This is a genomic window from Pseudomonas arsenicoxydans (genome assembly GCF_006438915.1).
GTDB classification, from domain to species: domain Bacteria; phylum Pseudomonadota; class Gammaproteobacteria; order Pseudomonadales; family Pseudomonadaceae; genus Aquipseudomonas; species Aquipseudomonas arsenicoxydans_A.
The window spans coordinates 19288-33260 of sequence record NZ_RCZE01000008.1 but is presented as its reverse complement, the minus strand read 5'-3'; the positions used below and the strand labels follow the sequence as shown (position 1 = coordinate 33260).

Annotated in this window: 14 protein-coding genes and 1 pseudogene; 7 read left to right on the top strand and 8 right to left on the bottom strand. The window is 59.2% G+C overall.

The genetic code is table 11. The features are described from left to right. Nucleotides 1-72: 72 nt before the first annotated feature. The 5 genes from EAH78_RS17600 (at nucleotide 73) to EAH78_RS17580 (ending at nucleotide 5747) form a co-directional block, all read left to right on the top strand. On the top strand, nucleotides 73-1152 hold the full coding sequence (locus EAH78_RS17600; RefSeq protein WP_140668627.1) for an AI-2E family transporter: 1080 nt from the start codon (nucleotides 73-75) through the stop codon (nucleotides 1150-1152). A 67-nt stretch (nucleotides 1153-1219) separates the two neighbouring features. Next, nucleotides 1220-2362, top strand: coding sequence for a patatin-like phospholipase family protein (locus EAH78_RS17595; RefSeq protein ID WP_140668861.1), 1143 nt, complete (start codon nucleotides 1220-1222; stop codon nucleotides 2360-2362). A 142-nt stretch (nucleotides 2363-2504) separates the two neighbouring features. Continuing rightward, nucleotides 2505-3794: an NAD(P)/FAD-dependent oxidoreductase gene (locus EAH78_RS17590; protein ID WP_140668626.1), complete on the top strand. Its 1290-nt coding sequence runs from the start codon at nucleotides 2505-2507 to the stop codon at nucleotides 3792-3794. Between the two features lie 25 nt (nucleotides 3795-3819). Next, nucleotides 3820-4377: a helix-turn-helix domain-containing protein gene (locus EAH78_RS17585; protein ID WP_140668625.1), complete on the top strand. Its 558-nt coding sequence runs from the start codon at nucleotides 3820-3822 to the stop codon at nucleotides 4375-4377. A 23-nt stretch (nucleotides 4378-4400) separates the two neighbouring features. Further along, complete coding sequence (locus EAH78_RS17580) at nucleotides 4401-5747, top strand: glutamine synthetase family protein (RefSeq protein ID WP_140668860.1); 1347 nt, start codon at nucleotides 4401-4403, stop codon at nucleotides 5745-5747. A 39-nt stretch (nucleotides 5748-5786) separates the two neighbouring features. Here EAH78_RS17580 and EAH78_RS33390 read toward each other — a convergent pair whose 3' ends face one another. Next, nucleotides 5787-6254, bottom strand: coding sequence for a short chain dehydrogenase (locus tag EAH78_RS33390; RefSeq protein ID WP_140668624.1), 468 nt, complete (start codon nucleotides 6252-6254; stop codon nucleotides 5787-5789). Between the two features lie 191 nt (nucleotides 6255-6445). On the opposite strand from EAH78_RS33390, the gene EAH78_RS17570 reads away from it, so the two are divergent. Together EAH78_RS17570 and EAH78_RS32170 are read left to right on the top strand one after the other, a co-directional pair. Continuing rightward, entirely contained in the window at nucleotides 6446-7168 is a 723-nt protein-coding gene (locus tag EAH78_RS17570) for a DUF72 domain-containing protein (RefSeq protein WP_140668623.1), read from the top strand. Nucleotides 7169-7366: 198 nt separating this feature from the next. Further along, nucleotides 7367-7525 carry a hypothetical protein gene (locus EAH78_RS32170; RefSeq protein WP_161599689.1) on the top strand — a complete coding sequence of 53 codons (159 nt, stop codon included), beginning with the start codon at nucleotides 7367-7369 and terminating at the stop codon, nucleotides 7523-7525. A gap of 369 nt (nucleotides 7526-7894) precedes the next feature. Here EAH78_RS32170 and EAH78_RS17560 read toward each other — a convergent pair whose 3' ends face one another. From EAH78_RS17560 to EAH78_RS17530, 7 genes and pseudogenes are all read right to left on the bottom strand, one after another. After that, nucleotides 7895-8119: a hypothetical protein gene (locus EAH78_RS17560; protein WP_140668621.1), complete on the bottom strand. Its 225-nt coding sequence runs from the start codon at nucleotides 8117-8119 to the stop codon at nucleotides 7895-7897. Nucleotides 8120-8143: 24 nt separating this feature from the next. Beyond that, nucleotides 8144-8404 (bottom strand): hypothetical protein, encoded by a 261-nt coding sequence (locus EAH78_RS17555; RefSeq protein ID WP_140668859.1) that lies wholly within the window; start codon nucleotides 8402-8404, stop codon nucleotides 8144-8146. A gap of 273 nt (nucleotides 8405-8677) precedes the next feature. Next, nucleotides 8678-11278 carry a bifunctional aconitate hydratase 2/2-methylisocitrate dehydratase gene (acnB, locus tag EAH78_RS17550; RefSeq protein WP_140668620.1) on the bottom strand — a complete coding sequence of 867 codons (2601 nt, stop codon included), beginning with the start codon at nucleotides 11276-11278 and terminating at the stop codon, nucleotides 8678-8680. Nucleotides 11279-11755: 477 nt separating this feature from the next. Then, entirely contained in the window at nucleotides 11756-12427 is a 672-nt protein-coding gene (locus EAH78_RS17545) for a glutathione S-transferase family protein (protein ID WP_140668619.1), read from the bottom strand. Between the two features lie 74 nt (nucleotides 12428-12501). After that, on the bottom strand, nucleotides 12502-12852 hold the full coding sequence (locus EAH78_RS17540) for a cupin (RefSeq protein ID WP_140668618.1): 351 nt from the start codon (nucleotides 12850-12852) through the stop codon (nucleotides 12502-12504). 107 nt (nucleotides 12853-12959) lie between these two features. Then, nucleotides 12960-13616 (bottom strand): MliC family protein, encoded by a 657-nt coding sequence (locus tag EAH78_RS17535; RefSeq protein ID WP_140668617.1) that lies wholly within the window; start codon nucleotides 13614-13616, stop codon nucleotides 12960-12962. A gap of 133 nt (nucleotides 13617-13749) precedes the next feature. Beyond that, a pseudogene (locus EAH78_RS17530) lies at nucleotides 13750-13962 on the bottom strand (LysR family transcriptional regulator); the annotation flags it as partial. Nucleotides 13963-13973 lie beyond the last annotated feature (11 nt).

Sequence of the window (13973 nt, the reverse complement as noted above, 5' to 3'; positions counted from 1 at the left end):
CGTTTCGTACACGCGTCTATGCTGGGTTAACCGATTCGCTGCCTTTACCGCCACAACCACAAGGAGGCATCAATGATGCCCACACCTCTGTCCGAGAAATCATTGACCCGCAGCATGCTCGATGTGCTGATCCGTGCCGGGTTGATTGTCGTTCTGGTGCTGTTCTGCTTCGAGATTTTCCGACCGTTTCGCGACCTGATGCTGTGGTCCGTCATCCTCGCGATCACCCTTTATCCTTTGCAATTGCGACTCATGGGGTCGCTGGGCCGCAACGAAGGGCGTTCTGCGACGATACTGGTGGTGATTGCCATCGCGATTCTGGTGGTGCCGGTCTATCTGTTGGGCACCTCGATTGCTTCGTCGGTCGGACAGGTCGTCGACCTGGTGAAGGAGGGCAGCTTCCATATCCCGCCGCCCCCGGATACGGTCGCCGCCTGGCCGCTGGTGGGTAAATCCGTCTCGGCAGTATGGATGCAGGCCTCGACCGATCTTCCCGACCTGATGGTGAAATACCTGCCGCAAATAAAAGGTGTCACGCTGGGCCTGTTGGCCAAAATTGCTGGCGTCGGGGCAGGTTTGCTGATGTTCATTGTTGCCTTGATCATCGCCGGTATTTTCATGGCCCATGGTGAGGCTGGCAGCCGTTGCGCGGTGGATATCGCGTCGCGTATCAGCGGTCCGGACAAGGGACGACAAATCGCCGAACTGTGCACGGCAACCATCCGCGCCGTTGCTCTCGGCGTGGTCGGCATCGCGTTTATTCAGATGCTGCTGGTGGGATTAGGCTTCGTGCTCAAAGGTATCCCCGGCGCCGGTCTGCTGGCCATCGGCGTGTTGCTGCTGGGTATCATGCAGTTACCGGTCACGTTGATCACGCTGCCGGTAATCGCCTATGTCATGGCCACCGAAGGGCCCAACACGAGGACCATTATTTTCTCGATCTTTGTGTTCGTTGCGGGCCTTGTGGACAACGTCCTCAAACCGCTGTTGCTGGGGCGGGGTGTGGATGTGCCGATGCCGGTGGTGTTGATCGGGGCGCTGGGCGGCATGGTCACCAGCGGCATCCTTGGGCTGTTCATCGGGCCGGTGGTGCTTGCGGTGGGTTACCAATTATTCTGGCAGTGGGTTCAGGATAGACCGGTGGGTGTCTGACGTCCTCAGGCCCTGAGGAGGCGTGTTGAAACCATTCCTGCCCGGACAAGGTGCGTCAACGTGGAACATGTTGCGCCAAGCGTGCCTGCAACGCCGGGACGCCGTGCCGCCGACCTTGACGGAACGGGCGGTCGTCCCCGGCATACCCGAGGCGCGTTACTGGCTGGACCGCGACCTCGCGCCGCTGATTCGCGATGTGCACCAGTCCAACCTGCGAGAGGCACAAGCGCTGGCCAGGTCTGGGGAGCCGAATGACACGCTGCCACTGGCCAACATGCTGGCGATTTCCGGAGGCGGCGACGCCGGCACCTTCGCAGCGGGGATCATCGCGGGGTGGACGTTGCACGGGACGCGCCCCGCGTTCAAGGTTGTCACGGGCATCAGCGCCGGGGCCCTGGTGGCCCCGTTCGCCTACCTGGGGCCTGCGTACGACGACATCATCCTGCGTATTTGCAGCGCCATCGGCCCCAAGGACGTTTTCCACTCGCGCAGTGTGCTGACCCGGCTTGCCAGCGACGGCATTGCGCACAGCAAGCCATTGGCGCGGCTTGTCGCGCAGTGCATTTCTACGGACATACTGGCGGCGATTGCGGCGCAATACGCAAACGGCCGGTTGCTGATGATCGGCACCACCGATCTCGATGCGGGCCGGCCCGTGACCTGGAACATGGGCGCCATCGCCGCCAGCGGCGCACCGGGAGCGCTTGACCTGTTCCGGCGGATCCTGATCGCGTCGATGAGCATTCCCGGCGCCGTTTCACCCGTCATGATCGATGTGGAGGTGAACGGCCAACCGTTTCAGGAAATGCATGTCGATGGTGGCGTCATCACGCAGGTATTCCTTTACCCCCCAGGCACTGTCATGGCACTGAACAGCGTGACCGGCGCGCGTTTGCGCCGTGATCGGCATTTCTACGTGATTCGCAACGGAAAGATGGAGCCACAGTGGTCGGGGACCAAACGCCGCACGTTGAGCATTGGCGGTCGCGCCATCAGCGCGTTGATTCAGATGCAAGGCATCAGCGATCTGGAGCGGATCTACCGGATCGCCCAGCAGGACGGGGCGGACTTCAATCTTGCTTACATCGGGTCGGACTTTCTTCACCTGCCCAATCATCAGTTTGATGGCGAGTACATGAAGCGGTTGTTTGATTACGCCTTTGAGCTCAGTGCGAAGGGGTATCCGTGGCATAAGTCGCCCAATACCTGAAGCGTGTCGGGATTGTTTGTGGTCTTGGCAGGCCCCATCGCGAGCAAGCCAAGACACCAAAAGACTTTCATTTGTTGCCCATATGAAATTAATCATGTAGTTTTTCATGAAATTATAAAAACATAATTTCACGAGAGCTTGTATGTTCCAGCAGTCCGCGCAACATGTCGCCAGCTACTACGCCCACAGTTGCGCGGATCGCCTGACCACCCGGCCCGCACTTTCCGGTGAACACGACACCGACATCCTGATCATCGGCGCCGGGTTCAGTGGCTTGCACACTGCGTTGCGCCTGGCTCTGGCCGGCAAACGCGTGACAATGCTGGAAGCCAGTCGCGTGGCGTGGGCAGCTTCCGGGCGCAATGGCGGTCAGGCCATTCTCGGCTGGTCATGTGACATGCCACCTCTGGAAGCCGCGCTGGGTTATGAGCGCGCCCGCCGATTGTGGGACGGCATGCGCTGGGCGGCGCAGGAACTGCGTGAATTGCCGGCTCGCCATGGCTTCGACTGTGATTATCGTGCCGGGCATTTGTGGACCTCCGTGATGCAACGACGTGTCGGCCTGCTGACCGAGTGGCAGCGAGAGGCCAGTCACAAGTGGGGACACCACGGTTTGCAGCTCATCAGCCGTGAACAGTTGCCGGACTGGATCGCCAGCGAGCGCTACCAGGCGGGGTTATACGACCCTGAGGGCGCTCATGTGAACCCGCTGAAACTGGCACTCGGCCTGGCTGCCGCCATCGAGCGCGCGGGCGGCCGCATCCATGAACAAAGCAAAGCGTTGAGTTATCGAGAGGAGGGCGGCCGCTTCCTGATAAACACTGAACGCGGGTCGATTCGGGCCAACGTTCTGGTATTGGCCTGCAATGCCTATGTGGACCGGCTCGACCCGCAACTGGCCAGTTGCGTATTGCCCGTCGGGACCTATCAAGTGGCGACCGCGCCCCTGACACCCGAGCAGGCCATTGCGTTGCTACCGAGCAACGTCTGCGTCACCGACAACCAGTTTGTCCTCGATTACTTCCGTCGCACACCCGACAACCGCCTGCTGTTCGGCGGCGGCTGCACCTACCTGGGCGGCATGCCCAAGGACATCGCCGGGGCCACGCGGCCGTTTCTGGAGCGGGTTTTTCCGCAACTCAAAGGCGTGGAACTGGAATTCGCCTGGGGCGGGCACATCGACCTGACCCTCAAACGAACGCCAGACGTTGGCCGGTCCGGTGATCGTTACTGGCTGCAAGGCTATTCCGGGCATGGCGTGCTGCCGACACTGGCCGCCGCTCGTGCGGTGTCCGACGCCATCCTTGGCCAGGACGATGAATTGTCCTTGTATCAGGGACTGAACAACGGCAGTTTTCCCGGCGGCAAATACCTCGCGGCGCCGCTGGAAGCCATCGGCAAAGCCTGGTATCGACTGCGCGACAGTATCTGATGAGTCATCCAACGGAATTCCAGGCATGAACAAGCAAGAAGAAATCGCTGCACTGGCGATCCTGATTCACGATTTGCGCAAGCACAAGAAATACACCTTGAAGGAACTGGCCGACAAAATCGGCCGATCCGTCGGCTTTCTTTCGCAGGTCGAACGGGGCATGTCACGGCCCACGGTGGCAGACCTGACGGCGATCAGCGAAACCCTGGGCGTACCGACCACGTACTTCTACAGCCTGCCAAAACCCAAGGAGTTGCCGTGGGTCACGCGCCCGGACGAACGCCGCACGCTGTACTACGCCAATGGCATTACCGACATTCTGGTTTCGCCAAAAATGCGTGCGTCATTTTCCATGCTCGAAAGTCATCTGGAAGCCGGTGCCAGCAGCGGCGACCGGCACATGAGTGACAGCTCGGAACAGGGCGGCTATGTGCTCGAAGGCGAGCTGACGCTGTGGCTGGGCGACGACGAAGAACCTGTGACTTTGGTGGCTGGCGACAGTTTTCAGTTCGACAGCCATACCCGTTGCCGCTACGGCAACCTCACCGGGCAACTCACGCGAGTGCTCTGGGTTTACACCTGATAACAAGCAAAGGACCCACAATGATGGATGCTACCTGCTCTGACCTGCTGGCCGAGGTGCGCGCTTTTCGCCAACGCTACCCTGAGGTGCGTTATGTCGATCTGATTTCCCTCGATATCCCGGGGCATTTCTACGGCAAGCGCTACCCGGTGGACATGCTGGAAAAGGTCGCCGCCGGCAGTGCGCTGAAACTGCCGCAGAACTGCGTGCTGTTGGGCGTGCAAGGCGGGTTGTTCAAGATTGGTGATTACTGCTTCAACGATGGTGACCCGGACGCCGTGCGTCGCCTGGTCCCGGGCACTCTCAAGCCAGTGACCTGGGAAGCGCAACCGCTGGGGCAAATGCTGATCACGTCGGACGGCACCGCAAAGCCCATCGTGTTCGAACCGCGCCAGGTGCTCGCGCAGGTCCTGGACAGGCTCGCCGGCAAAGGCATTCATCCGGTGGTGGCGTTTGAACTGGAGTTCTATCTGTTCGATAAAAAGCTGTGCGACGGGCTACCGCAGTTTCCCCGCGACGGGCTGACGGACGATGCCGATGACCAACCCAACATGCACATCGAGCGACTGTCACGCTTTGCGCCGGTGCTGGACGACATGGTCGAGGCGTCGCGGGCCCAAGGTATCGACAGTACGGTGATCACGGCGGAACTCGGGCCGGGTCAGTTCGAAATCAATTTCGGTCACCTGGACGATGGTTTGCTCGCAGCAGACTGGGCGGCGCTGTTCTGTCGCAGCAGCCGTGGCGTGGCGCTCAAGCATGGATATCGTGCCAGCTTCATGGCCAAACCTTACTTGCAGCATCCGGGCAGCGGCATGCATGTGCATGTCAGTCTTTACGACGGGGCCGGCAACAACATTCTGGCGGCCAACCAGCAGCAATCACTGCGTCACGCCGTGGCCGGCTGCCTGGAACTGCTGCCGCATTGCATGCCGATCTTCGCACCCAACCAGAACGCCTATCGCCGGCTGGGCGGCACGACCAACATCGCCACCCAAGCGAGCTGGGGGTTTGAAGATCGCGATGCGTGCCTGCGCATTCCGGAATCGGACGCGAAGAATTTGCGCATCGAACATCGCCTGGCCGGCGCCGATGCCAATCCGTATCTGGTGTTGGCGGCGATTCTGGTCGGACTGGAGCATGGATTGGACACCGGCAAAGAGCCCATCCTGCCCCTGAACGAAGACCGCAACAGTGGCGTCGACTTTCCAAAGGAAATGCTCGAAGCCGTGCGCGCGATGCAGCATCAGCCCCAACTGCGTGAAGGGCTGGGGGCGGAGTTTGTGAACGTCTATTGCGAGAACAAACGTCAGGATCACCTGGCGTTCATGCAGGAAATCAGCGCGCGGGAATATCGCTGGTACCTGTAAACCGGGGATCTGGGGCAATCACCCTGATTGCCCGAGAATCTAGCGGGCAGAGCGTCGGCTTCCCAGACGATTGAACGCCAGCAGACAACCGCTCACCAACAGCGCGGCACCGATCACCAGCAGCGGCGAGGGCCGAATGGGCCTGACGCTTGCCTGTGGGTACAGATTACTGATGCCGTTGAGCAGAATGTCATCGGTCATTTCGGTGGGCAGGTATCTTGGGGCGTCGTACGCCATCTCGCTCAGTTTCAGGCGCGCGCCATCGCCGAGGATCAACGTCAGGTCTTCAATGGTGCCGGCGACACGCCCGGGATACACCGGTTCACCCGTTGGATCGAGTTGGTCATACAGAAACTGCTGCCCTTCGAGCCAGCCGACCGCTGTCTGCAGTTCGGGGCCGAGGTAGTACTTTCCATCTAGAAAGAAGCCGGGGAAATGCGGCGTGCGTTCGAGGCTCTCGACGTTATAGCGCTCGCCCGCCCTCATGCCGGTTGCTGGGTCGATCATGATGAATTCCTCCTTCTGCTGGTCTTGCGATAGAGAACGGGCTGAAGCCTTAGGTTCCATTGGATTGATCAAAAAGGAACGGCACGCTGCTCACCGCCATGGGCAAAAGAATTCGAACTCTGCCAGCGCGATCATTTCAACTCTAAACAGGACAATCCTTTGGGTGATTTTCCCGCGTGGAGATTGATTGAATGAGCCTGCCGATTTTCATCGGGTGTGCGGGCTGGAGTCTGGCGCGAGAATTCGTGTCGACATTCCCGGTTGAAGGCACGCACCTGCAGCGCTATGCATCGCAGTTAAACAGCGTCGAGATCAACAGTTCGTTTTATCGTCCGCATCGCCGGGAAACTTACGCTCGCTGGGCCGATTCGGTACCGGACGGTTTTCGCTTTTGTGTGAAGGTGCCCAAGCTCATTACCCACGAACGGCGCTTGCAGGACTGCGGCCGAGAGCTCGATGAATTTATCTCGCAGTGTTCAGGATTAAATGATCGATTGGGCTGCTTGCTGGTGCAGCTGCCGCCCTCATTGGCCTTTGAATATTCAGTGGTCGAAGCCTTTTTCAGCGATCTCAGGCGTCTGTATACCGGCCATGTGGTGGTAGAACCCCGGCACGCCTCCTGGCTCGATGCCGAGCCGCTGTTGATCCACCATCGAATTGCCCGGGCTGCGGTCGACCCTTCACGCATAAGCCACGACGCACAGCCGGCTGGCTGGCCGGGATTGAAGTATTGGCGGCTGCATGGATCGCCACGTACTTATTTCAGCCCCTACGAATTACCGACGCTGCAACGCCTGGCCATCGAGCTTGAGAACGCCAGCGCCGCCGGCGAAACGACATGGTGCATTTTCGATAACACCGCCAGTGGTGCGGCGCTGGGCAATGCCTTGTCGCTCAACACGTTGCTCCGGTGAACGGGCAAGACCGTTCGTCGGCCGCGCTGAACACCTTTCTGCGCGCGTGGCTCTCTACTTTTCATTGGGTGGAGACTGACCATGTCCTGTTTGATCTGTGAGAATCCGTTTGCACGAACACTTTGCCCAGGCGTCGGTCGGGAATTTCATTGCCCTGACTGCGGCCAAGGACGGGTTTCCCAGGAGCTTCTGAGCCTGATGATGTTGTTGAACCTGCAACTGGATGTCGGACGCAGCCGCCAATGGCTCAAAGAACGTCGGCAGACCGACCCGCTGCCAATCATGCGTGTGTCTGACATCCTGCTGTGCTGTGCCGCCAAGGAAGCGGCCGGTCCGGCCACTGGCGCCGAGGGATAGCCGCTCGTCTGTTCGAACGCACGCTGCAACCCGGTCCACTTCCAATCTTTACGGCCCGGAGAATCCGGACCTCGAGCGGTGAGGTGGGTATGTCCGACGATTCGACTTTCCAGCAACAAGACCAGAACCCGGTGCAAAACGCGGTTCCGTCAAGACCGGAGCCAGGCACCGACGACCCGACGGCCAACCCTGCCGATCCGGGTCGATACGATCCTCTGACAAGCCCCGACGACCAGCGTCCCGATGATTGGGAGGACCCGGATAGGGAGATGCCCGAAGCGGACGAACCGACTCCGCTATCTGACGACAGACGCTGATCAAAGACATAGGGAAGGGAGGCCAGCCATCGAACTCCCTTTCCCTCAGTCGCTAATTACCATCCGCCACCTTGCGTTCGATCTCGGCGATTTTGTCCTCGAGCTTTTCAGCGTCCTGCTCCTTGGTGCGAGTGGAAGAGGGCGTAATGACCTCATCGATGCCCTCGGTTTCACTTGATGTCTCGTGCAGATCTCTTTCGACCACGTTGACGGGCTTGCCCGTAACATCAGTGGGAGGGGCGTTGGATGCTTTATTCACATCGTCATCGTTGTGCATGTGGTGTACCTCCGTTGACTGCGTTCACTCAGTTTTTTCTTCGCCCTTCGAGCCGCTCGATGTGGCGGCGTCTTTTTCGGTGGATTGCGAATCGGCGCCGGAGTTTGAGCCCGAGGCTTCCTCGCCCTTTTTGTTGGCCTTCTGCTCATTGGATTCGGCGCCCTGGGCCTGGTTGACGCCGGGAATGGCAGTGGCTGGAACGTCTGCCTTCTCGGCGGCCATGGCGAAAAACGAACCCGTCGACAACAGGCTCGCGAGGGTGAGGGCGGTGATTGTTCTGTTCATCATTCGGGTCTTCCTGAAAGGGGTATAAAACCTTGGAAGATCCGGGCGGGTGAAGGTGCGAAGGCGCTGACGAGTGGCACAACACCGATTGCCAACACACCACAAAATCCTGTGGGAGCGGGCTTGCTCGCGAAAGCGGTGAGTCAGTTCATATCAGTGTCGACTGACACACCGTCTTCGCGAGCAAGCCCGCTCCCACATTTGCTCTTCATTCCGCCATAAAAAAACGCCGCACATCTGACGATGGGCGGCGTTTTTCATGGCGTTGCAGCGTTACGCTTGAACCACTGGAATGTTCGCGTTCGCAGCAGCTTCACGGAACTCGGCGATCTGGTCGAAGGACAGGTAGCGGTAGACATCGGCCGCCATGCTGTCGATCTGGCCCGCGTATTCCATGTACTCCTCGACGGTCGGCAGGCGACCCAGGATGGACGCCACGGACGCCAACTCAGCCGAGGCCAGGTAGACGTTCGCGCCGTCACCCAGACGGTTCGGGAAGTTACGGGTCGACGTCGACACCACAGTCGAATTCGGTTCTACACGTGCCTGGTTACCCATGCACAGCGAGCACCCCGGCATTTCCATGCGCGCGCCAGCCTTGTTGTAGATACCGTAGTAGCCTTCTTCAGTCAGTTGGTGAGCGTCCATTTTGGTCGGCGGCGACAGCCATAGACGGGTTGGAAGCTGACCGTCGACCTGCTCCAGCAACTTGCCGGCCGCACGGAAGTGACCGATGTTGGTCATGCACGAACCGATGAACACTTCGTCGATCTTCTGACCTTCAGCGGTTGACAGCAGACGGGCGTCATCCGGGTCGTTCGGTGCGCACAGGATCGGTTGAGTGATCTCTGCCAGATCGATCTCGATGATTTCGGCGTACTCGGCGTCTTTGTCAGCCACCAGCAGCTCAGGGTTGGCCAGCCAGGCTTCCATCGCTTGAGCACGACGTTCCAGGGTGCGCGCATCGCCGTAGCCTTCGCCGATCATCCAGCGCAGCAAGGTGATGTTCGAGGTCAGGTACTCGGCAATGGCCTTTTCCGGAAGCTTGATGGTGCAGCCGGCGGCGGAACGTTCAGCCGAAGCGTCAGACAGTTCGAACGCTTGCTCGACGGTCAGGTTGTCCAGGCCTTCGATTTCCAGGATGCGGCCGGAGAAAGCGTTGATCTTGCCTTTCTTTTCTACGGTCAGCAGACCGGCCTTGATCGCGTAATAAGGGATCGAATGCACCAGGTCACGCAGGGTGATGCCCGGTTGCATCTTGCCTTTGAAACGCACCAGCACCGACTCGGGCATGTCCAGCGGCATAACGCCGGTGGCCGCGGCGAACGCGATCAGACCGGAGCCCGCCGGGAACGAAATACCGATCGGGAAACGGGTGTGGGAGTCACCACCGGTGCCGACAGTGTCCGGCAACAGCATGCGGTTCAGCCAGCTGTGGATGATGCCGTCACCCGGTTTGAGCGACACGCCGCCGCGATTGCGCATGAAATCCGGCAGGGTGTGGTGAGTCGTGACATCGACAGGCTTGGGGTAAGCGGCGGTGTGGCAGAAGGACTGCATCACCAGATCGGTCGAGAAGCCCAGGCATGCCAGGTCTTTCAGTTCGTCACGGGTCATCGGACCGGTGGTGTCCTGGGAGCCGACGGTGGTCATTTTCGGCTCGCAGTAGGTGCCTGGACGCACACCGGCTACGCCGCACGCCTTGCCGACCATTTTCTGCGCCAGGGTGAAACCCTTGGTGCTTTCAGCCGGCGCTTCAGGTTTCTTGAACAGATCCGAAGGCGCCAGACCCAGCTCGGCACGAGCCTTCTCAGTCAGGCCACGGCCAATGATCAACGGGATACGACCGCCAGCACGAACTTCATCCAACAGCACCGGCGTCTTCATTTCGAAGGTGGTGATGACTTCTTCAGTGCCGTGCTTGCAGACTTTGCCAGCATGCGGGTACAGGTCGATCACGTCGCCCATGTGCATGTTGGACACGTCGAATTCGATGGGCAGTGCGCCGGCATCTTCCATGGTGTTGTAGAAAATCGGGGCGATTTTGTTGCCGAAGCAGAAACCGCCAGCGCGTTTGTTCGGCACGAAAGGCACGTCGTCACCGAAGAACCACAGCACCGAGTTGGTCGCCGATTTACGCGATGAACCGGTACCCACCACGTCACCGACGTAGGCGATCGGGAAGCCTTGGCCGCGCATCTCTTCGATCTGCTTCATCGGACCGGTGATGCCTTGTGCGTCCGGCACGATGCCGTCGCGAGCCATTTTCAGCATGGCCAGGGCGTGCAGCGGGATGTCCGGGCGGGACCAGGCGTCCGGGGCAGGGGACAGGTCGTCGGTGTTGGTTTCGCCGGTGACCTTGAACACGCGCAGGCTGATCTTGTCGGCCAGCACAGGGCGGATCTTGAACCACTCGCCGTCAGCCCAGGATTGCAGCACGCCTTGTGCGTGAACGTTACCGTTTTTGGCGCGTTCAGCGACGTCGTGGAAAGCGTCGAACATCAGCAGGGTGTGCTTGAGTTCTTTGGCCGCCACTGGCGCCAGTTCGGCGTCGTCCAACAGGTTGACCAACGTCAAGATGTTGTAGCCGCCCTGCATGGTGCCGAGCAGTTCTACCGCGCGCTTCTTGTCGATCAGAGGGGACTTGGCTTCGCCTTTGGCGAGGGCCGACAGGAAGCCGGCCTTGACGTAGGCGGCCTCGTCCACGCCAGGTGGAACGCGATGGGTGATCAGGTCAACGAGGAAAGCTTCTTCGCCAGCCGGAGGATTTTTCAGCAGTTCAACCAGGCCTGCCGTTTGTTCGGCATTCAGCGCCAAGGGTGGAAGCCCTTGCTCGGCACGTGCTTGTAATTGTTGTACGTAGGTCTCAAGCACTGGGTTTCTCCTGTCATACCGCGTATTGGGCGAAAAGCTGCAGCTGTTCAGATTTAGCTGACGACATTGATTGTCGACACTATGTCGTACTCGAGGCGGAATATAATGATTTATGCGGGATGCATCAACAGTATTGTCGACACATCAGATAGGCGCACCCTGAAGCTAACGGGCGCTGGCGGGGAGATGCCCCTGCCACAGGCGTGCCAGAGGACTTGCCGTTCGAGGTCATGCAGTCAATGCAATGAGGCAAGGTTCACTTCAGGCTTGAAACAGGAATAGCGATTGAGTTGACATTCAGAGGTAACGAGCGGCCCCGGAGCTCTCAAGAAAACACTCATGATGTCAACGAGCAGGGGCATTGCGGCCAGCAATAAAATCCGGGAGATCTTTATTATTGTTTTCATTCCAGATACCTGCTTGCGAGTAGTGGTGGTGGAGCTTTTTTTGGTCATCGCGCGGCAGCGGCCATCGCGCTCAATCTGCGCCTACCAGTGGTGAATGGGTTTCAGGCACGCCCTGATCCTTCGCCGCGCGGTACTGCGCAGCCAACGCTTTCTCGTAACCGGCTCGCTGCTGCAATCGGTGCCAGTACTGTTGAACCCGTTCCGGAAACTGCTCACCCAGACCGATGAACTCGCCCAGCATCAGGGCATAGCCCACTGAAATGTCTGCCGCCGTAAATCGCTCCTGATAGAGGTAGGTGCGCCTGGCGAGGGCTATGTCTATCGCCCTGAGCCTGCCAAGGAACCAGCGCGTGTAGTCTTGCGCTACCTGCGGAATACGGCGCGGTGGAGTTTCAAAACGGTCGTAGCGCAGGATCAGCGTCTGGGGAAACGTGAGCGTTGATTCACCAAAGTGCAGCCAGTTCAGGTACAGCCCGAAGTCGGGTTCTTCGGCAGAGACCTTCAGCCTGCCATCGCCGTGCCGCACGGCGAGGTACTCACACATGGCGGATGATTCGGTCATGAGCAGTTGATCGTCAAACATCGCCGGGACCGTCCCCAGAGGGTTGATCGCCAAAAACTCCCGAGCATGCACGCGCGGCGGGAAAGGCAGCATTCGCAGCTCATACTCGACCTGCAATTCTTCGAGCATCCACAGCGGTCGAAACGAACGCGCACTCATGCAGTGATATAAGACGATCATCTTTACGCAGCCTCTTGTACTCGGTATGCAATGTGTTGCGATCCCGTCACGGCGAGAGGATCGCAAGGGCAGGCTCAGAGCGAGAAACGGGTGATGTCCTTGGCTTCGATACCGTTGGCTTCACAGAAGGCACGGTAGCGCTCAACGCCGGTTTTCCGGTTTTCAATGGCGCAGACGTTGTTGTTCTCGTCGAAGTACACCAGGTCGCCCATGGTGATGTTCAGCGTGATGATTTCGTCGATCACCGTGCCCGAGTGATGGTGCTTGAGCAGCGTGGTGCCGGCCGGGACTTTGAGCAGGGTGATGGTCTCGCCGCGAACGGGGTCGCACTTAATGTATTTGACGACATTGTCGTCATAGGGCGTTAAGGGAACCCAAGGCAGGTCGTCGTTGATCACGGCGGTATCGATGCGCTCATACAACATGGTGATGCTCCTCTGGATTGCCAAAAGCAGCAGGGTGAAAACGCAGAGGACCATCGTGAGGACATCGGGGAGCGATTACCCCCCCGGCGGCGAGGGGGGCCGAGCCCTCAACTGACCGGCTCGGCCGTACAGCTCATCTCTCCAGAGCCAGGTTTCTGGAAAAACACGCCGTTTTCGTTTTGACGGAAGCTGTAGCTCCCCTGGTAATCCTTGCCGGTGTATTGGGTGCCTGAATAACTTTGAACCTGGCTGAGGGTGACCGAGCTGTTCGCCCATTTCAGGTACACGACACCGGGCTGCGTATTAAAGAAAGTCGCGGCAATCGGCCCGTTAAACCCGGCACAACGAAACGTTAGAGGGCCTTCGGTCAGCCGGTCTGGATCCTTGGTTCGCACAATGGCCGAGCCTTGACGCAGTTGGTAGGCACGCTGGGCATAACTTCGGATCGTGCAGGCCTTGGCCTCAGGCCCGGAGCCACACTGATTGCGGGCATCGATCCAGAACTGCTGGTCGATGATGACCTTGTCGGGAGGCGGTACGGAGCGTTCGTCCGTGAGCGCGAGGCGATAGAGACGCGTCAGTTCAATGTCCATCTGCGCCAGTTGCGGATCGCGGCAGATGAGTTTTTCTACCGGGGCTCTGACGTCGGTGCAGTCGAAGCTGGTTTTATAGGTTCGCGGAGGTGATGCGGCATTGGCGCAGGAGAATGTCGCCGCGCTGACGCCGGCGAGCAGGCAGGTGAAAAGGGCCGTGAGCGTTTTCATGTTGACGTCACTCAGATCATTTTCCGTAGGGGACTATAACCCCAAGCGAAGGAAGTTCCACCCAGACGCATCGTATGGGCGATGTTCTTTTTTCGAATCTGCACTCGGGGCTGAATAAATCCGCGTCATCACCTCAAACCAACAACCGCAGCGTCTCAAACAGCTGCCGATCTTCCTTCTTCGCCGAACGGGCATGGTGCCGAATCACCTGCAACAGGCAATCGGTGAAGCACTGCGCAGGATTGCTCAGCGCACCATTGCGACGTGTCACGATGCTCAGGAGTCTAGGTTCAAATTGCTCGGTCAGGTTCAAGGACACGACTCGACCGAGAAAGGGTGGGGCAATACTGGCAAAAG

Coding starts and splice junctions, on each gene's coding strand:
- EAH78_RS17595 (WP_140668861.1), top strand. CDS start 1,220: ATGTTGCGCCAAGCGTGCCTGCAACGCCGGGACGCCGTGCCGCCGACC.
- EAH78_RS17540 (WP_140668618.1), bottom strand. CDS start 12,852: ATGTTGTATGAGCGCATCGATACCGCCGTGATCAACGACGACCTGCCT.
- EAH78_RS17545 (WP_140668619.1), bottom strand. CDS start 12,427: ATGATCGTCTTATATCACTGCATGAGTGCGCGTTCGTTTCGACCGCTG.
- EAH78_RS17570 (WP_140668623.1), top strand. CDS start 6,446: ATGAGCCTGCCGATTTTCATCGGGTGTGCGGGCTGGAGTCTGGCGCGA.
- EAH78_RS33390 (WP_140668624.1), bottom strand. CDS start 6,254: ATGATCGACCCAGCAACCGGCATGAGGGCGGGCGAGCGCTATAACGTC.
- EAH78_RS17560 (WP_140668621.1), bottom strand. CDS start 8,119: ATGCACAACGATGACGATGTGAATAAAGCATCCAACGCCCCTCCCACT.
- EAH78_RS17600 (WP_140668627.1), top strand. CDS start 73: ATGATGCCCACACCTCTGTCCGAGAAATCATTGACCCGCAGCATGCTC.
- EAH78_RS32170 (WP_161599689.1), top strand. CDS start 7,367: ATGATGTTGTTGAACCTGCAACTGGATGTCGGACGCAGCCGCCAATGG.
- EAH78_RS17555 (WP_140668859.1), bottom strand. CDS start 8,404: ATGAACAGAACAATCACCGCCCTCACCCTCGCGAGCCTGTTGTCGACG.
- EAH78_RS17585 (WP_140668625.1), top strand. CDS start 3,820: ATGAACAAGCAAGAAGAAATCGCTGCACTGGCGATCCTGATTCACGAT.
- EAH78_RS17580 (WP_140668860.1), top strand. CDS start 4,401: ATGGATGCTACCTGCTCTGACCTGCTGGCCGAGGTGCGCGCTTTTCGC.
- EAH78_RS17535 (WP_140668617.1), bottom strand. CDS start 13,616: ATGAAAACGCTCACGGCCCTTTTCACCTGCCTGCTCGCCGGCGTCAGC.
- EAH78_RS17590 (WP_140668626.1), top strand. CDS start 2,505: ATGTTCCAGCAGTCCGCGCAACATGTCGCCAGCTACTACGCCCACAGT.